The sequence below is a fragment of the Sediminibacillus albus genome (genome assembly GCF_900101125.1).
Classification (GTDB): Bacteria; Bacillota; Bacilli; order Bacillales; family Amphibacillaceae; genus Sediminibacillus; species Sediminibacillus albus.
On the sequence record NZ_FNFL01000009.1, the window covers coordinates 15,128 to 32,103 of the forward strand.

32 protein-coding genes are annotated in these 16,976 nt (G+C 41.9%); all 32 read right to left on the minus strand.

Annotation, left to right across the window (positions count from 1 at the left end; all coding sequences use genetic code 11):
* Nucleotides 1-290: 290 nt before the first annotated feature.
* The 32 genes from rplQ to tuf all read right to left on the minus strand — a co-directional run bounded on the left by rplQ (nt 291) and on the right by tuf (nt 16,975).
* Nucleotides 291-644 (minus strand): 50S ribosomal protein L17, encoded by a 354-nt coding sequence (gene rplQ / locus BLR93_RS16975; RefSeq protein ID WP_093217233.1) that lies wholly within the window; start codon nt 642-644, stop codon nt 291-293.
* A gap of 48 nt (nt 645-692) precedes the next feature.
* Complete coding sequence (locus BLR93_RS16980) at nt 693-1,637, minus strand: DNA-directed RNA polymerase subunit alpha (protein WP_093217236.1); 945 nt, start codon at nt 1,635-1,637, stop codon at nt 693-695.
* Between the two features lie 240 nt (nt 1,638-1,877).
* On the minus strand, nt 1,878-2,267 hold the full coding sequence (gene rpsK / locus BLR93_RS16985; protein WP_093217238.1) for a 30S ribosomal protein S11: 390 nt from the start codon (nt 2,265-2,267) through the stop codon (nt 1,878-1,880).
* 23 nt (nt 2,268-2,290) lie between these two features.
* On the minus strand, nt 2,291-2,656 hold the full coding sequence (gene rpsM / locus BLR93_RS16990) for a 30S ribosomal protein S13 (protein WP_093217241.1): 366 nt from the start codon (nt 2,654-2,656) through the stop codon (nt 2,291-2,293).
* A gap of 23 nt (nt 2,657-2,679) precedes the next feature.
* Nucleotides 2,680-2,793, minus strand: a complete 114-nt coding sequence (gene rpmJ, locus BLR93_RS16995; RefSeq protein WP_003156543.1) for a 50S ribosomal protein L36 — start codon at nt 2,791-2,793, stop codon at nt 2,680-2,682.
* Between the two features lie 29 nt (nt 2,794-2,822).
* A complete protein-coding gene (gene infA, locus BLR93_RS17000; RefSeq protein ID WP_003464670.1) occupies nt 2,823-3,041 on the minus strand; it encodes a translation initiation factor IF-1 in 219 nt (72 codons plus the stop codon).
* Complete coding sequence (locus tag BLR93_RS17005; protein ID WP_093217243.1) at nt 3,019-3,354, minus strand: KOW domain-containing RNA-binding protein; 336 nt, start codon at nt 3,352-3,354, stop codon at nt 3,019-3,021. The genes infA and BLR93_RS17005 overlap by 23 nt, the downstream gene beginning before the upstream one ends.
* Nucleotides 3,355-3,370: 16 nt before the next feature.
* On the minus strand, nt 3,371-4,117 hold the full coding sequence (gene map, locus BLR93_RS17010) for a type I methionyl aminopeptidase (protein ID WP_093217247.1): 747 nt from the start codon (nt 4,115-4,117) through the stop codon (nt 3,371-3,373).
* Nucleotides 4,114-4,767, minus strand: a complete 654-nt coding sequence (locus tag BLR93_RS17015) for an adenylate kinase (RefSeq protein WP_093217249.1) — start codon at nt 4,765-4,767, stop codon at nt 4,114-4,116. Before BLR93_RS17015 ends, map begins: the two co-directional genes overlap by 4 nt.
* Before the next feature lie 96 nt (nt 4,768-4,863).
* A complete protein-coding gene (gene secY, locus BLR93_RS17020) occupies nt 4,864-6,159 on the minus strand; it encodes a preprotein translocase subunit SecY (RefSeq protein ID WP_093217252.1) in 1,296 nt (431 codons plus the stop codon).
* Nucleotides 6,159-6,596, minus strand: a complete 438-nt coding sequence (gene rplO, locus BLR93_RS17025; protein ID WP_093217254.1) for a 50S ribosomal protein L15 — start codon at nt 6,594-6,596, stop codon at nt 6,159-6,161. Before rplO ends, secY begins: the two co-directional genes overlap by 1 nt.
* A gap of 31 nt (nt 6,597-6,627) precedes the next feature.
* A complete protein-coding gene (rpmD, locus tag BLR93_RS17030; protein WP_093217257.1) occupies nt 6,628-6,810 on the minus strand; it encodes a 50S ribosomal protein L30 in 183 nt (60 codons plus the stop codon).
* A gap of 13 nt (nt 6,811-6,823) precedes the next feature.
* Nucleotides 6,824-7,327 carry a 30S ribosomal protein S5 gene (gene rpsE / locus BLR93_RS17035; protein ID WP_093217259.1) on the minus strand — a complete coding sequence of 168 codons (504 nt, stop codon included), beginning with the start codon at nt 7,325-7,327 and terminating at the stop codon, nt 6,824-6,826.
* A gap of 21 nt (nt 7,328-7,348) precedes the next feature.
* Entirely contained in the window at nt 7,349-7,711 is a 363-nt protein-coding gene (gene rplR, locus BLR93_RS17040) for a 50S ribosomal protein L18 (protein ID WP_093217262.1), read from the minus strand.
* A 32-nt stretch (nt 7,712-7,743) separates the two neighbouring features.
* Nucleotides 7,744-8,280, minus strand: coding sequence for a 50S ribosomal protein L6 (gene rplF, locus BLR93_RS17045; RefSeq protein WP_093217264.1), 537 nt, complete (start codon nt 8,278-8,280; stop codon nt 7,744-7,746).
* A 30-nt stretch (nt 8,281-8,310) separates the two neighbouring features.
* Nucleotides 8,311-8,709 carry a 30S ribosomal protein S8 gene (gene rpsH, locus BLR93_RS17050; protein ID WP_093217267.1) on the minus strand — a complete coding sequence of 133 codons (399 nt, stop codon included), beginning with the start codon at nt 8,707-8,709 and terminating at the stop codon, nt 8,311-8,313.
* Between the two features lie 29 nt (nt 8,710-8,738).
* Complete coding sequence (locus BLR93_RS17055) at nt 8,739-8,924, minus strand: type Z 30S ribosomal protein S14 (protein ID WP_026569056.1); 186 nt, start codon at nt 8,922-8,924, stop codon at nt 8,739-8,741.
* Nucleotides 8,925-8,954: 30 nt separating this feature from the next.
* On the minus strand, nt 8,955-9,494 hold the full coding sequence (gene rplE / locus BLR93_RS17060) for a 50S ribosomal protein L5 (RefSeq protein ID WP_093217269.1): 540 nt from the start codon (nt 9,492-9,494) through the stop codon (nt 8,955-8,957).
* A gap of 26 nt (nt 9,495-9,520) precedes the next feature.
* Nucleotides 9,521-9,832, minus strand: a complete 312-nt coding sequence (gene rplX / locus BLR93_RS17065; protein ID WP_093217272.1) for a 50S ribosomal protein L24 — start codon at nt 9,830-9,832, stop codon at nt 9,521-9,523.
* A 35-nt stretch (nt 9,833-9,867) separates the two neighbouring features.
* Nucleotides 9,868-10,236 (minus strand): 50S ribosomal protein L14, encoded by a 369-nt coding sequence (rplN, locus tag BLR93_RS17070; RefSeq protein WP_093217274.1) that lies wholly within the window; start codon nt 10,234-10,236, stop codon nt 9,868-9,870.
* 42 nt (nt 10,237-10,278) lie between these two features.
* Nucleotides 10,279-10,542, minus strand: coding sequence for a 30S ribosomal protein S17 (gene rpsQ / locus BLR93_RS17075; RefSeq protein WP_093217277.1), 264 nt, complete (start codon nt 10,540-10,542; stop codon nt 10,279-10,281).
* 26 nt (nt 10,543-10,568) lie between these two features.
* On the minus strand, nt 10,569-10,769 hold the full coding sequence (gene rpmC, locus BLR93_RS17080; RefSeq protein WP_017473656.1) for a 50S ribosomal protein L29: 201 nt from the start codon (nt 10,767-10,769) through the stop codon (nt 10,569-10,571).
* Complete coding sequence (rplP, locus tag BLR93_RS17085) at nt 10,759-11,193, minus strand: 50S ribosomal protein L16 (RefSeq protein WP_093217279.1); 435 nt, start codon at nt 11,191-11,193, stop codon at nt 10,759-10,761. Before rplP ends, rpmC begins: the two co-directional genes overlap by 11 nt.
* A 17-nt stretch (nt 11,194-11,210) precedes the next feature.
* The gene (gene rpsC / locus BLR93_RS17090) at nt 11,211-11,852 is read right to left on the minus strand and encodes a 30S ribosomal protein S3 (RefSeq protein ID WP_093217282.1); all 642 of its coding nucleotides are present in this window, start codon (nt 11,850-11,852) and stop codon (nt 11,211-11,213) included.
* A 3-nt stretch (nt 11,853-11,855) separates the two neighbouring features.
* Nucleotides 11,856-12,197: a 50S ribosomal protein L22 gene (gene rplV, locus BLR93_RS17095; protein WP_093217284.1), complete on the minus strand. Its 342-nt coding sequence runs from the start codon at nt 12,195-12,197 to the stop codon at nt 11,856-11,858.
* Between the two features lie 18 nt (nt 12,198-12,215).
* Nucleotides 12,216-12,494: a 30S ribosomal protein S19 gene (rpsS, locus tag BLR93_RS17100; RefSeq protein ID WP_093217287.1), complete on the minus strand. Its 279-nt coding sequence runs from the start codon at nt 12,492-12,494 to the stop codon at nt 12,216-12,218.
* 57 nt (nt 12,495-12,551) lie between these two features.
* Nucleotides 12,552-13,382 (minus strand): 50S ribosomal protein L2, encoded by an 831-nt coding sequence (gene rplB, locus BLR93_RS17105; RefSeq protein ID WP_093217289.1) that lies wholly within the window; start codon nt 13,380-13,382, stop codon nt 12,552-12,554.
* A gap of 31 nt (nt 13,383-13,413) precedes the next feature.
* Nucleotides 13,414-13,704: a 50S ribosomal protein L23 gene (gene rplW / locus BLR93_RS17110; protein ID WP_093217292.1), complete on the minus strand. Its 291-nt coding sequence runs from the start codon at nt 13,702-13,704 to the stop codon at nt 13,414-13,416.
* Nucleotides 13,704-14,327 (minus strand): 50S ribosomal protein L4, encoded by a 624-nt coding sequence (gene rplD / locus BLR93_RS17115; RefSeq protein WP_093217294.1) that lies wholly within the window; start codon nt 14,325-14,327, stop codon nt 13,704-13,706. Before rplD ends, rplW begins: the two co-directional genes overlap by 1 nt.
* 24 nt (nt 14,328-14,351) lie before the next feature.
* Complete coding sequence (gene rplC, locus BLR93_RS17120; protein ID WP_093217297.1) at nt 14,352-14,981, minus strand: 50S ribosomal protein L3; 630 nt, start codon at nt 14,979-14,981, stop codon at nt 14,352-14,354.
* 31 nt (nt 14,982-15,012) lie between these two features.
* Nucleotides 15,013-15,321 (minus strand): 30S ribosomal protein S10, encoded by a 309-nt coding sequence (gene rpsJ / locus BLR93_RS17125; RefSeq protein WP_093217300.1) that lies wholly within the window; start codon nt 15,319-15,321, stop codon nt 15,013-15,015.
* A gap of 463 nt (nt 15,322-15,784) precedes the next feature.
* The gene (tuf, locus tag BLR93_RS17130; RefSeq protein ID WP_093217302.1) at nt 15,785-16,975 is read right to left on the minus strand and encodes an elongation factor Tu; all 1,191 of its coding nucleotides are present in this window, start codon (nt 16,973-16,975) and stop codon (nt 15,785-15,787) included.
* Nucleotide 16,976: the final 1 nt, after the last annotated feature.

Sequence of the window (16,976 nt, forward strand, 5' to 3'; positions counted from 1 at the left end):
GGAAATAACAACTCCATGTCGAAAGACCTTAAATGCCAGTTCTGGACAAAATAATAATCACTTAGTCACAGGCTTTGACTCTATGTAATTCGGAAATTCACCCAAAATAAGCACAAAGCTGCTGCTTTTAAAGGTAACTCTTTTTAGAAATGAATCCGCAAAATCATGGATTCACTCACAACTTTACAGTCCCAATAGTTCATCTCTTTCTTTTGTATGCAACAAAAAAGGGCTGGGATTCACCTCGTGAAAGAGATTCTGTCCTGCCCTTCAAGCATACACTAAAAAAATTAAACTAGCTCAATAATCGCCATTTCTGCTCCGTCACCACGACGAGGTCCCAATTTAAGGACGCGAGTATAACCGCCTTGACGCTCATCATAACGTGCAGCAATGTCTGAGAATAATTTTTGGATTACATCTTCATTTTCATTTGCTTCTGCATTATATAGGAATGCAGCTGCTTGACGACGGGCATGAAGATCGCCACGCTTACCAAGCGTAATCATTTTTTCGACAACAGAACGAAGCTCTTTTGCTTTAGCTTCTGTAGTTTCTAATCGTTCATGAATAATCAAGTCTGTGGCAAGGTTGCGAAGTAGTGCCATACGTGTATCAGTAGTACGACCTAGTTTTCTAGCCATGGATTATCCCTCCCTTTTCCGGAATTTCTAAAGGTGTCTATTCACTTATTAATCTTCGTTACGTAGACCTAGACCAAGATCCTCTAGTTTGTGTTTTACTTCTTCTAACGATTTTCGACCAAGATTGCGAACTTTCATCATATCTTCTTCCGACTTATGAGCAAGCTCTTGCACTGTATTGATACCAGCACGTTTTAAACAATTATAAGAACGGACAGATAAGTCCAATTCTTCAATAGTCATTTCCAGAACTTTCTCTTTCTGGTCCTCTTCTTTTTCAATCATGATTTCAGCACTTTGGGCTTCATCAGTCAATCCAACGAAGATATTCAAATGCTCTGTATATATCTTGGCTCCTAAAGAAACAGCCTCTTCAGGTCTTATGCTTCCATCTGTCCAAACATCTAAAGTCAACTTATCAAAGTTAGTAATCTGGCCAACGCGAGTGTTTTCTACTTGGTAAGTAACACGTGCTACTGGTGTAAAAATAGAATCGACCGGAATTACACCAATTGGCAGATCTTCATGATTGTTTGTTTCAGCTGGGCGATATCCGCGACCTCTTTCAGCTACAATCTTCATACGTAAATTAGCGTTTTTTCCTAACGTAGCAATATGAAGATCAGGGTTTAATACTTCCACATCACTATCATAAGTAATGTCAGCAGCTGTAACTTTTCCTTCTCCCTGTACATCTATTTCCAATGTCTTTTCCTCATCGGAATAAATTTTAAGAGCCAGTTTTTTCAGGTTTAAAATAATAGTCGTAACATCTTCAACGACTCCTTCAATCGTTGAAAATTCATGGAGTACCCCATCGATTTGGATGGATGTCACAGCAGCGCCAGGAAGTGAGGATAAAAGGATACGACGCAAGGAGTTACCTAGTGTAGTACCATATCCACGTTCAAGCGGTTCTACTACGAATTTGCCAAAGGTAGCGTCGTCGCTCACCTCAACCGTTTCAATCTTTGGCTTTTCAATCTCAATCATTAATTAAAACCCTCCTTCAAAACGTCGAAACCCCGGTTAGACGTTAATGGTCTAACCGAAATTCCCCAGGTAGGCAGTTACCGTTCTCTGCACTATGCAACTTCGTATTGTGTTCTGTCATTTGCGATGCTGTAGGGAGGCCCAATGAAACCAGATCACTGATCTATTCCTCAGGCTTCCTGTACTTTTTAGCTATCATAACCCATTATAGACAGGGTGACAAATTATATACGGATAAAATTAAACACGACGACGTTTTGGCGGGCGGCAGCCATTGTGAGGAACTGGTGTTACGTCACGAATGGCTGTAACTTCTAAACCTGCTGCTTGAAGTGAACGGATTGCTGCTTCACGTCCAGCACCAGGACCCTTAACAGTTACTTCTAGCGTTTTCAAACCATGTTCCATCCCTGATTTTGCTGCAGATTCAGCAGCCATTTGCGCAGCAAACGGAGTGGATTTACGAGAACCCTTGAAGCCAAGAGAACCAGCACTGCTCCAGCTTACTACGTTACCTTGAACATCAGAGATAGTCACGATAGTGTTGTTGAATGTTGAACGAATGTGAGCTATACCAGTGTCAATATTCTTTTTCACACGTTTTTTACGCGTATTTGTTTTACGAGCCATTGATTAACTAACCTCCTTTTTACTTATTTTCTCTTGTTAGCGATTGTACGACGCGGGCCTTTACGAGTACGAGAGTTGTTCTTCGTCTTTTGTCCCCGTAATGGAAGCCCTCTACGATGACGGATGCCACGATAAGAACCAATTTCGATCAAACGTTTAATGTTAAGGGAAACTTCACGGCGAAGGTCACCTTCAACAGAATACGTCTCGATTGCTTGACGAATCTTTCCTAGTTCATCTTCAGTTAGATCACGAACTCGAGTATCTTCAGAAACTCCAGCTTCTTTTAAGACTTCTTGTGCTGTAGTCTTTCCAACTCCATAAATATAGGTCAAGGAAATAACTACACGCTTATCACGTGGAATATCTACACCAGCAATACGTGCCATAAGATACGTGCACCTCCTTCAATTTAGCCTTGTTTTTGTTTATGCTTAGGGTTTTCGCAGATTACCATAACTTTGCCTTTACGGCGGATTACTTTACATTTTTCACATATTGGTTTTACAGATGGTCTTACCTTCATCATCCATACCTCCTTTTGGATCGGAGCATTTATTTATAACGGTACGTAATACGTCCTCTAGTTAAATCATATGGGGAAAGCTCAACCGTCACTTTGTCCCCTGGCAGGATTCGTATAAAATGCATCCGAATTTTACCTGAGACATGAGCTAAAACTGTATGACCGTTTTCTAATTCAACTTTAAACATTGCATTAGGCAACGTGTCAGTAACGGTACCTTCCACTTCAATTGCATCGTCTTTCGCCATCGAGTTGATCTCCCTTCTTTAAATCAGTCACTATATCATTGACAAATTTTGATAGAGCAAAACGCAGCTTACCATTTGTTACGCGACCAGTTTCTAGAAGGCTGTTCTGGACTTCCGGAGAAATATAATCCATTAATTCAATATGATGCAAATTCTTCTTCTTCGGCCGATCATATTTTCTTTTCTCTCCATCAGCAAGCAAGACGAAACGATCGTCAAGAATTTGTATGACAATCGCAAATTGACCTGCCTCCCGTCCTCGTGCAATTCGAACAACTTGACCTATTCGCGGACTCGACTCTGATTCACTCAACCACAATCACCTTCACTTAGGCTTTTGTTAATATTTTAAAACCTTTTTCTGTAATGGCAATGGTGTGTTCAAAGTGAGCACACATTTTACCATCTTGGGTGACAACTGTCCAATTATCTGCAAGAGTTTTAACAAACCTTTCTCCTGCATTCACCATTGGTTCAATGGCAAGGACCATGCCAGTCTTCAAAAGCGGGCCTTTATTAGGAGGGCCATAATGAGGGATATTAGGATCTTCGTGCAGCTCCCGCCCCACTCCATGTCCGGCATACTCTCTCACAATACTAAACCCCTTAGGCTCCACATAACTTTGAATGGCATGCGATATATTTGAAAGGCGGACACCTGGCTTTGCTTGTTCAAGACCTCTTAATAAAGACGCCTCTGTAACCTGCAGCAAATTCTTTGTATCCTCGTCAATATTACCGACCGGATATGTCCAAGCCGAATCGCCATGATAGGATTTATATTTAGCACCAATATCAATACTGATAATGTCGCCGTCTTGTAACTTCCGGTTGCCCGGAATACCATGCACAAGCTCGTCGTTCACTGATGCGCAAATACTCCCGCGAAATCCATTATACCCCTTAAAAGATGGAATTGCATCCATGCTGCGAATGAACTTTTCAGCAATATTATCCAATTCTCTGGTAGTTATACCCGGTTCAATGAATTTCTTGAGTTTTTCATGTGTCAACGCGACAATTTTGCCTGACTGACCCATTATCTCAAGCTCGCGTGGGGTTTTGCAAATAATCATTGAGAAAGACTCCGGAGCTTTTCATCAATTTCCTGAAAAACAAGTTCAATATCTTGAGCACCATTAATGGCGGCCAGATAGCCTTTTTGCTTATAATAATCAAGCATTGGCTGTGTTTGTTCTAAATTAACTTCTAAACGTTTCTTAACTGTGTCTGGTTTATCGTCATCCCTTTGGATTAACTCTGTACCATCCTTGTCACATTTCCCCTCCACTTTAGGGGGATTGTACTGGACATGGTAAGTTGCTCCGCAAGTCGGACAAATCCTTCTTCCAGTTAAACGCTCGATAAGTTGTTCTTTTGGCACTTCAACATGTAACACATAATCAAGGGATTCACCCATATCCGCCAAAAGATCTTCCAGAGCTTTTGCCTGGGCAATTGTTCTAGGAAAACCATCTAACAGGAAGCCCTTTTGGCAATCGTCTTTGCTTAGTCGCTCACGGACAATACCAATAGTAACCTCATCAGGGACAAGCTCCCCTTGATCCATATAAGATTTTGCTTTCTTACCGAGCTCCGTTCCTTCTTTGATAGCTAAACGGAACATATCTCCTGTTGAGATATGAGGGATTTGATATTTATCAACTATTTTTTCTGCCTGTGTACCTTTCCCGGCACCCGGCAGTCCCATAAGGATTAGATTCAATGAATTTCCCCTCGCTCTCATTTCTTATAAAGACACTCAGCTTGTTGCCAAGCCTTGTTTCCCATCCGCAAATGGTTTACAAGTGGCTTTGACTACTTACTTGATAAAGCCTTTGTAATGGCGTTTAACAAGTTGGCTCTCTAGTTGTTTCATCGTTTGCAAAGCAACTCCCACAACAATTAAGAGACTTGTTCCCCCAATTTGTACCGCTTGAGGCAAACCAGCCAAGTTTCCAAGAATCAATGGAAGTACAGATACGGCCGCCAAAAACAGAGCACCTACAAAAGTAAGCCGGTACATAACTCGGGTTAGATACGTTTCAGTATTCTTTCCTGGCCTTATACCAGGAACGTATCCGCCTTGTTTTTTGAGATTTTCAGCCATTTGTTCAGGATTTACCTGTACAAATGTATAGAAATAAGTGAAGGCTATAATTAATACTACGTAAATCACCATTCCAATTGGCTGTGTGTAATCAAAAATCGTTTCAATCCTATCAGCTACACCGTTTCCTTCAAAAAAGCCAGCAACAGTTCGCGGTGCCACAATAAACGAAATGGCAAAAATGACTGGAATAACACCGGCTGCATTTACCTTTAATGGTAAATGGGTGGATTGCCCACCTACTGGAGAACGGTTCACTAAACGCTTGGCGTATTGAATTGGTATTTTACGCAACGCCTGTTGAATGAAGATAACTCCAACAACTACTGCAAGGACTACCAACACAATTAATGCGACAATGACTATGTTAATAAACAGATCATTGCCGACATCTCCGCCAAAATACTGTTCAAATATTTGGTTTACGCCATTTGGTATTGCCGCAACAATTCCAGCGAAAATGATGATTGATATTCCATTTCCTACACCATTGGCAGTGATTTGCTCACCAAGCCACATTAGAAATGCAGTTCCACTTGTTAATACAAGGGCAATGACTGCGAACTTTCCAAATCCAGGATCTTTAATTAAGTCTCCTCCTGTCATTGCATTAAAGCCGACAGACATTGTAGCAGCCTGAATAAAAGCAAGAATTATCGTACCATACCGAGTGAATTGGGCCAACTTCTTCCGCCCAACTTCTCCTTGCTTTTTCCATTCTGTAAACTTTGGTACAACATCCATTTGTAACAACTGCATGATAATCGAAGCGGTGATATATGGCATGATTCCCATTGCAAAAATAGAGAAGTTCTGCAATGCACCGCCGCCAAACGTGTTTAAGAACCCAAACACACTTTGATCATTCATAAAGTCAATAGCTTCCCGATTGGTAAATGGTACAGGAATAAAGGTACCTAACCTGAAAACGATCAGCATCAACAAAGTGAATACAATTTTTTCTCGAATGTCAGCCACGCGCACAAAATTGGAGATTGTACGGAACATTAAATCACCTCAGTTTGACCGCCCGCTGCCTCAATAGCTTCTTTAGCTGAGGCAGAGAACTTATGAGCTTTTACAGTAAGTTTCTTTTCAACATTACCATTTCCAAGAACTTTAATGCCTGCTTTGAGCTTGCTGACGACACCAGTTTCTAGTAAAAGCTCAGGTGTTACTTCTGTGCCTTCATCAAATTGGTTTAGAGCTTCCAAGTTTACGATCGCAAATTCTTTGCGATGAATGTTGGTAAATCCACGCTTAGGCAAACGTTGGAATAATGGCATTTGACCGCCTTCGAAACCTGGACGTACTCCGCCGCCTGAACGGGCCTTCTGTCCTTTATGTCCGCGCCCAGCTGTTTTTCCATTACCTGAAGACATTCCTCGACCAACACGATTACGTTTTTTACGAGCTTCTGCTGGCTTCAATTCATGAAGTTTCATGCGAGCACCTCCTCTTTGCGCTTTTCGTTAATTATACTTCTTTTACCGTTACTAAATGCGATACTTTGTTAATCATGCCTCTTACGGCAGGAGTATCTTCACGGACTACCGTCTGACGAATTTTATTCAAGCCTAGTGTTTTGACTGTAACCTTCTGTCCTTCAGTTCTGCCAATAACACTGCGCGTGAGGGTAATTTCTAACTTTTTAGCCATGTGATTTCCCTCCTTATCCTAACAGTTCTTCTACTGACTTGCCGCGTAGTTTGGCAACATCTTCTGCACGCTTAAGTTCGCTTAAACCATTAATAGTTGCACGAACCATATTGATTGGTGTGTTAGATCCTAATGATTTAGATAGGATATCACCAACACCTGCAAGCTCAAGTACCGCACGTACAGGTCCACCGGCTATAACTCCGGTACCTTCTGCAGCGGGTTTCATAAGAATGTTTCCTGCGCCAAAACCGCCAGTAATTTCATGTGGAATAGTTGTACCTACGATTGGTACGTTAACTAGGTTTTTCTTCGCATCATCGATTGCCTTTTTGATGGCATCTGGTACTTCTTGTGCTTTCCCAGTGCCAAAACCTACATGACCGTTTTTATCGCCGACGACCACTAGTGCAGCAAAGCGGAAACGACGTCCACCTTTTACTACTTTTGCGACACGGTTTATAGTGACTACACGTTCTTCAAGATCTAATTTATTCGGGTCAATGTTTGTACGCAATATATGTCCCTCCTTTTTCTATTAAAATTCAAGACCTGCTTCGCGAGCAGCTTCTGCTAATGCTTTTACACGTCCGTGGTATAAGTAACCTCCGCGGTCAAATACTACGTTCTTGTGTCCATTCTCTATTGCACGTTTAGCGATTAATTCGCCAACCTTTTGGGCAGCCTCAACGTTTCCTGTCGCATCCAGGCTAAGATCGTTATCTACTGTAGATGCGCTGGCCAATGTTTTGCTGTTGATATCATCTATAAGCTGTGCGTAGATATGCTTGTTAGAGCGGTAAACGTTCAAACGAGGACGCTCAGCAGTACCAAACAGATTTTTTCTGACACGTGTGTGTCTTTTCTTTCGCACAACGTTCTTATCAGGCTTTGTGATCATCTAGGTCACTCCTTTCTGTACCCTAACCTACCTTATTTTGCAGTTTTACCTTCTTTACGACGTACATATTCACCTTCGTAACGGATACCCTTGCCTTTATAAGGTTCAGGTGGACGAATAGCTCTAATGTTAGCCGCAACTGCTCCAACTAGCTCTTTATCGATTCCTTTTACAGTTACTTTTGTGTTAGCAGGAACTTCGATTTCAATTCCTTCGCGTTGTTCCACTTCCACTGGATGTGAATAACCAGCGTTAATGATAACTTTATCCCCTTGCTTAGTAGCACGGTAACCAACACCAGTAATTTCAAGGCTCTTTTCGTATCCTTTATGGACTCCCTCAACCATATTGCCGATCAAGCTTCGGGTAGTTCCATGAAGAGCACGATGTTCTTTATTATCGCTTGGGCGTTCAACAGTAAGAACGTTATCTTCGATTTTAATGGTGATGTCCGGATGGAAAGTACGAGTAAGCTCTCCTTTAGGACCTTTAACTGTAACGATGTTTCCGTCTTGTTTGACTTCTACACCTTCTGGGATTTCTAATATTTTAAAACCTACACGAGACATTCAAAGCACCTCCTATCTTATCTAAATAGATTACCAAATGTATGCGAGCACTTCGCCGCCGATAGCTTGCGCGCGTGCTTCTTTATCAGATAGCACACCTTGTGAAGTGGAAACAATCGCAATGCCAAGACCGTTCAATACTTTTGGTATTTCATCAGCTTTAGCATAAACGCGCAATCCAGGCTTACTAATTCTCTTCAGGCCAGAGATTACTCTTTCTTCGTTTGTGCCGTATTTAAGGAAAATACGCAAAACACCTTGTTTGTTATCTTCAATGAATTCGTAATCGCGCACGAAACCTTCACGCTTCAGAATGTCTGCAACCTCTTTTTTTAATTTAGATGCAGGTACTTCAAGTTTCTCATGGCGGACCATGTTAGCATTACGAATTCGAGTAAGCATATCTGCAATTGGGTCTGTCATAACCATTATTCATTACCTCCTTCCCTGATCGGGGATTACCAGCTTGCTTTTTTGACACCAGGAATTTGACCTTTATAGGCAAGTTCACGGAAACAAATACGGCAAAGTTTAAATTTGCGTAGTACAGAGTGTGGACGTCCGCAACGTTCGCAACGTGTGTACTCTTGTACTTTAAATTTTTGCTTGCGTTTTTGTTTCGCAATCATAGATTTTTTAGCCACTATTTTCCCTCCTTGTGTTAGCTCTACCGCTTATTTTTGGAAAGGCATGCCAAGCTGAGCTAAAAGTTCACGTGCTTCTTCGTCTGTATTAGAAGTTGTTACAATTACAACATCCATGCCGCGCACTTTATTTACTTTGTCATAATTAATTTCTGGGAAAATCAATTGTTCTTTTACGCCTAGAGTGTAGTTGCCGCGTCCGTCAAATGCTTTACTAGAAATACCACGGAAGTCACGTACACGTGGTAGTGATACCCCTATTAGCTTTTGAAGAAATTCGTACATACGCTCTCCGCGAAGGGTTACTTTTGCCCCGATAGGCATCCCCTCACGCAAACGGAAACCTGCAATTGATTTCTTTGCTTTAGTAACCATTGGCTGTTGGCCTGAGATCAATGAAAGTTCCTCAACAGCGTTATCCAACGCTTTAGTGTTTTGAACTGCATCGCCGACACCCATGTTGATTACGATTTTTTCTACTTTCGGTACTTGCATTACTGAATCATAATTAAATTTCTCTGCCAATGAAGGAACGATTTCCTCTTGGTATCTTTTTTTCAATTCGTTCATCGAGTAGCCCTCCTTTCGCCGCTAATTTATTTATCTAATGCTTCACCGGATTTTTTAGCGATACGGACTTTCTTACCGTCACGTTCTTCATAACCAACACGAGTTGGTTCGCCGGATTTAGGATCAATCGGCATCACATTGGAAACATGGATAGATGCTTCCTGGTTAAGAATTCCGCCTTGCGGGTTATCCTGGGAAGGTTTAGCGTGTTTTTTCACAACATTGATACCTTCTACCAATACACGTTCTTTCTTAGGATAAGCTTCTAGAATAGTGCCTTGTTTGCCGCTATCCTTTCCAGCTATCACTTGAACTTTGTCACCTTTTTTAACATGCATACTTGCTGCACCTCCTTACAAGGCTTTTAATTCGCTTATAATACTTCTGGAGCTAGTGAAACGATTTTCATGAATTTTGCATCACGCAATTCACGGGCAACTGGTCCAAAGATACGAGTACCGCGTGGACTTTTATCTTCCCGTACAATTACTGCTGCATTTTCATCAAATCGAATATAAGATCCGTCTTTACGGCGCATACCGCTCTTCGAACGGACAACAACAGCTCTTACTACTTCACCTTTTTTAACAACGCCGCCTGGTGTTGCTTGTTTCACCGTACAAACGATCACATCGCCAATATTGGCAGTTTTACGTCCTGAGCCGCCAAGTACTTTGATTGTAAGCACTTCACGCGCTCCTGAGTTATCTGCAACTTTTAAACGAGTTTCTTGTTGAATCATACTGCTGTAACCTCCCTTCGGAATCCTTCCGAGCGAACTTTATTAAATAATAACCGCTTCTTCAACAACTTCCACTAGACGGAAACGTTTAGTAGCTGATAGCGGGCGAGTTTCCATAATACGAACTACATCGCCAGTTTTAGCCTGGTTGTTTTCATCATGAACCTTAAACTTTTTAGAATACTTAACACGTTTTCCATAAAGCTTATGGAATTTATACGTTTCAACTAATACAGTAATGGTTTTATCCATTTTGTCTGATACTACTCGGCCGTTATAGACCTTACGATTGTTACGTTCACTCATGTGAGGCTAACCTCCTCTCAGGTTTACTAGTTATTAACGCTCAATTCTCTTTCACGAACAACTGTCTTCATACGCGCAATCGACTTGCGCACTTCACGAAGGCGAGCTGTGTTTTCCAACTGGCCTGTTGCTAATTGGAAACGCAGGTTAAATAGTTCTTCTTTTAAAGATTTGACTTTTTGTTCAATTTCGGCAGTGGTTAATTCTCTGATTTCATTAGCCTTCATTGATTTCACCACCAATTTCTTCGCGTTTTACAAACTTAGTTTTAATCGGTAGTTTATGAGAAGCAAGACGCAATGCTTCACGCGCTACTTCTTCAGAAACACCAGCGATTTCAAACATGATTTTGCCTGGTTTAACTACTGCAACCCATCCTTCAGGAGCACCTTTACCGGATCCCATCCGAACCTCTAGAGGTTTAGCAGTATAAGGTTTGTCTGGAAAGATTTTAATCCAAACTTTACCGCCACGTTTCATATAACGAGTCATTGCAATACGAGCAGCCTCGATTTGACGGCTTGTAATCCAAGAAGCTTCAACAGCTTGTAGTCCATATTCACCAAATGCAACAGTCGTACCGCCTTTTGCTTGACCATTCATGCGGCCGCGATGCTGCTTACGATATTTTACACGTTTAGGCATTAACATAATGCGTTCCCCCTTCCTTATTGATTGTTTTTAGTTGGAAGGACTTCTCCACGATAGATCCACACTTTTACACCTAGTTTACCGTACGTAGTATCTGCTTCTGCAGTACCGTAGTCGATATCAGCACGTAGTGTGTGAAGTGGTACAGTTCCTTCGCTGTAATGTTCTGCACGAGCGATGTCTGCTCCGCCAAGACGACCGGAAACTTGAGTACGAATACCTTTAGCTCCTGCACGCATAGCGCGTTGAATCGTTTGTTTTTGAGCACGACGGAAAGAAATACGATTTTCTAATTGGCGGGCAATGTTTTCAGCAACCAATGTTGCATTCAGGTCTGCTTTTTTCACTTCAACGATGTTGATGTGAACTCTTTTGCCAGTCAATGCGTTAAGTGATTTACGAAGTGCTTCTACTTCAGAACCGCCTTTACCGATAACCATTCCTGGTTTCGCAGTAGAGATAGAAATATTAACACGGTTAGCTGCACGCTCGATTTCAATGCTGGATACTGCTGCATCTTTCAGGCGTTTTTCAATATATTCACGAATTTTGATGTCTTCATGCAATAAATCTGCGTAATCTTTGCCAGCGTACCATTTGGATTCCCAATCGCGGATGACACCGACACGAAGTCCTACAGGATTAACTTTTTGACCCACTGATTATCCCTCCTTCTTTTCTGTTACAACCACAGTGATATGGCTGGTTCTTTTATTGATTTGGCTTGCACGACCCATAGCGCGAGGGCGGAAACGTTTCAAAGTAACGCCTTCGTTTACAAATGCTTCAGAAACTACTAGATCGTCCGGGTTCATTTCATAATTGTGTTCAGCATTAGCAACAGCTGATCTTAAAACTTTCTCAACAACCGGTGATGCGCCACGTTGTGTATGGTTTAATATTGCGACTGCTTCTCCGACATTTTTTCCTCGAATTAAATCTACGACTAAACGAACTTTACGAGGAGCAATTCGAACAGATTTTGCAACGGCTTTTGCTTGCATCAAGAGTGCCTCCTCTCATTAGCGTTTTGTTTTCTTGTCATCGCCAGAATGCCCTTTGAACGTGCGGGATGGCGCGAATTCACCCAATTTGTGCCCGACCATATCTTCAGTGATATAAACCGGTACATGTTTGCGACCATCATATACAGCGATGGTATGACCAACGAAATTAGGGAATATAGTAGAACGGCGAGACCAAGTTCTTACAACTTGTTTTTTATCGTCTTCGTTCAATTTTTCGACTTTTTTCATTAAATGGTCATCTGCGAAAGGTCCTTTTTTTAAGCTGCGACCCATACATAAACCTCCCTTTGTGATTGACAGACGGGAATGATTGCCCGCCTTTCAATCCCGTTATTTTTTACGTTTACGAACAATGAATTTATCCGTAGGTTTGTTGCGTTTACGAGTTTTCTTACCAAGCGTAGGTTTACCCCAAGGTGACATTGGTGATTTACGTCCGATTGGAGCACGGCCTTCACCACCACCATGCGGGTGATCGTTAGGGTTCATTACAGAACCGCGGACTGTCGGGCGCATACCTTTCCAACGAGAACGTCCTGCTTTACCTACATTAATAAGTTCATGTTCCACATTACCTACTTGACCTATTGTTGCACGGCAAGTTCCTAGTACTAAACGAACTTCCCCGGATACTAGTCTTACTAGTACGTACTTGTCTTCACGACCTAGAATTTGAGCTTGCGCACCTGCAGAACGAGCAAGCTGCCCACCGCGGCCCGGCTTCAATTCAACGTTATGAATAATTGTACCAACAGGAATGTTTAGTAGAGGAAGTGAATTCCCTAGTTTAATATCAGCCTCTGGCCCAGAAATGATTTCCGTACCTACTGTAAGGCCTTTTGGTGCTAGGATGTAACGCTTTTCACCATCTACATAGTTGATCAATGCAATGTTAGCGGAGCGGTTTGGATCATATTCGATCGTAGCAACGCGTCCTGGTATTCCATCTTTATCGCGTTTAAAATCAATAATACGATATTGACGCTTATGCCCACCGCCCTGATGACGAACTGTTAATTTACCCTGGTTGTTACGTCCGCCACGTTTATGAAGCGGGCTTAGCAGGGATTTTTCCGGCTGGTTAGTTGTGATTTCTGCAAAATCAGAACTAGACATGCCGCGTCTACCATTTGAGGTTGGTTTATACTTTTTAATCGCCATCTGTTTTCCCTCCTTTTTTGTTGATTTTTATTTATACACTTTCAAAGAATTCAAGTTCTTTACTGTCTTCTGTCAATTGAACAACGGCTTTCTTGCGGTCTGGACGGTATCCACCATGACGTCCCATACGCTTGAATTTACCTTTTAGGTTCATAGTGTTCACTTTTTTGACTTTGACACCGAAAATTAGTTCAACTGCATCTTTGACTTCAGTTTTGTTAGCCTTTGTGCTAACTTCAAACGTATATTTCTTTTCTGCCATAAGGTCAGCAGAGTGTTCGGTTATTATTGGGCGCTTTATAATATCACGAGGGTCCTTCATTATGCAAGCACCTCCCCTGCTTTTTCAGCTGCTTCTTTAGTTAAAATCAGCTTGTCATGCGTAAGCAAGTCTAGTACGTTAACTTCGCTTACTGTTAAAACTTTTACGTTTTGCAAGTTGTTGGCAGAACGCGCAATAACTTCGTCTTGATCAGCAGTAACAATCAACGCTTTACCTTCCACGTTAAGAGCAGCAAGCATGCTCACTACTTCTTTTGTTTTTGGAGCGTCAAAAGATAGACTTTCAAGAGCAACCAAGCTATCTTCTTTTACCTTAGAAGAAAGTGCAGATCTAAGTGCCAACCTACGTACCTTCTTAGGTAATTTATAGCTATAGCTGCGTGGTGTAGGGCCAAATACTGTTCCACCGCCTACCCATTGCGGGGAACGGATAGATCCTTGGCGAGCACGACCTGTACCCTTTTGGCGCCATGGTTTACGTCCACCACCGCGTACTTCAGAACGATTTTTGACATCGTGTGTCCCTTGGCGTAAAGAAGCGCGTTGCATAACAACAGCTTCATGCAATACATGTGTGTTTGGTTCTATTCCAAAAACGGTATCGTTAAGTTCCAAATCGCCAACTTGTGAACCGCCTTGGTTAAAAAGTGCTACTTTAGGCATGACATATCCTCCCTTCGTTTATGATTAGTTAGCCTTTATTGCACTCGTAATTTTAACGAATGATTTTTTAGCTCCTGGTACGTTCCCTTTTACAAGCAAAAGGTTACGCTCGGCATCAACTTTAACAACCTCAAGATTTTGAAGAGTTACTTGTTCTCCGCCCATTTGTCCAGGTAGTTTTTTACCTTTGAATACGTGCATTGGGTCGATAGCACCCATTGTACCTGGTCTTCTATGATAACGGGAACCGTGAGTCATTGGTCCGCGGGATTGATTGTGGCGCTTGATTGCACCTTGGAATCCTTTCCCTTTTGAAGTACCAGTTACATCAATTTTGTCTCCAGCTTGAAAAATCTCAACACTAACCTCTTGACCTACTTCATATTCATCAAGGTTAGTATTACGGATTTCACGAATGTAGCGCTTAGGTGTTGTGTTTGCTTTTTCAGCATGGCCCTTTTGAGGCTTGTTTGTTCTATTTTCTTTTCTATCATCTACACCCAGTTGGATTGCTTCATACCCGTCATTTTCTAAAGTTCTCTTTTGAAGAACAACGTTAGGGTCAGCTTGGATCACAGTTACTGGGGTCAATTCTCCTTCTTCAGAGAAAAGTTGTGTCATGCCGACTTTACGTCCTAAGATTCCTTTCGCCATCCGTCACACCTCCTAATTTCTTTTATTTCTATTATAATTTGATTTCAATGTCCACACCGGACGGTAAGTCAAGACGCATTAGCGAGTCAACAGTTTGTGGTGTTGGACTTACTATATCAATAAGACGTTTATGTGTGCGCATTTCAAATTGCTCACGAGCATCTTTATATTTGTGCACAGCACGAAGCACTGTGTACACAGACTTTTCTGTAGGCAGCGGGATTGGTCCAGAAACATTTGCACCTGAACGCTTCGCTGTATCTACGATTTTCTCAGCAGATTGATCTAGGATACGGTGATCATACGCCTTTAAACGAATTCTAATCTTTTCTTTTGCCATTATTTTCCCTCCTTTATCGCCCATTTTGTAATAGACATTCTCCGCGAAAATTCCTTCACACACCCGCCATGGCAAAGGGGCCGGGCGTGTCAACAACCTTCCGCATCATCGCCTTTTATGACCAACATTATTTATTATATAGAATAATAGTGGTCATTGCAACCGTAAATATATTAAAGCAATTATTTAACGGCACTTCACGTATTATACATGAGTTAGTGCCCGGTTTTCAAGGCTTTACTGAACTTTTTTCATGGAAATTAATGTGAATTAGCATATCAAAATTTTAGCTGCCCAGATGCTGAACAATCACAGCTTTATTTTTTATTACTATAGATAGTAATCTTTGAAACGCTAATGTCTAAAAACGTACACTTATCTCGTAGTCTCGGGAAGCAGTCTGTCCAATAAAAAACAGACAGCGAATTTTCGCTGTCTGTTTGTACAAATGTTGATTGTTTATTTATTCTTGGATAGAAGCAACAACGCCAGCGCCTACTGTACGTCCGCCTTCACGGATAGAAAACTTAGTTCCATCTTCGATAGCGATTGGAGAAATAAGTTCTACACTCATCTCTACGTTGTCTCCAGGCATAACCATTTCTACGCCTTCTGGAAGAGTGATAACACCAGTTACATCAGTTGTACGGAAGTAGAACTGTGGACGGTAGTTACCGAAGAATGGAGTATGACGTCCACCCTCTTCTTTAGAAAGAACATAAACTTCTGCTTTAAACTTTGTATGAGGAGTGATAGAACCTGGCTTTGCAAGTACTTGGCCACGTCCGATATCATCACGTGCTACACCACGTAGTAGTGCACCGATGTTATCGCCAGCTTCTGCGTAATCAAGAAGCTTACGGAACATTTCAACTCCAGTTACAGTAGTTTTCTTAGCTTCGTCAGCAAGACCAATGATGTCTACTTCGTCACCAACTTTTACAACACCACGTTCTACACGTCCTGTTGCAACAGTACCACGGCCAGTGATAGAGAATACGTCCTCAACTGGCATCATGAATGGCTTCTCAGTGTCACGGTCTGGTCTAGGGATATACTCATCAACAGCGTCCATTAGTTCGAAGATTTTGCTTGCATACTCTTCGTCGCCTTCTAGAGCTTTAAGAGCTGATCCTTTTACTACTGGTACATCGTCACCAGGGAAGTCATATTCAGACAATAGGTCACGAACTTCCATTTCTACTAATTCTAGTAGCTCTTCGTCATCAACCATGTCAGTTTTGTTAAGGAATACAACGATTGCCGGTACACCAACTTGGCGAGATAGAAGGATATGCTCACGAGTTTGCGGCATTGGACCGTCTGCTGCGGATACTACTAGGATAGCACCATCCATTTGAGCAGCACCTGTGATCATATTTTTAACATAGTCCGCGTGACCTGGGCAGTCAACGTGCGCATAGTGACGGTTTTCTGTTTCATACTCAACGTGGGAAGTTGCAATTGTGATTCCACGTTCTTTTTCTTCAGGAGCTCCGTCGATTTGATCGTATGCCATTGCAGTACCAGAACCAGAACGGCTGTGCAGCACTGTAGTAATAGCAGCAGTCAAAGTAGTTTTACCGTGGTCAACGTGACCAATTGTACCAATATTAACGTGGTCTTTGGAGCGATCGAATTTTTCTTTACCCATT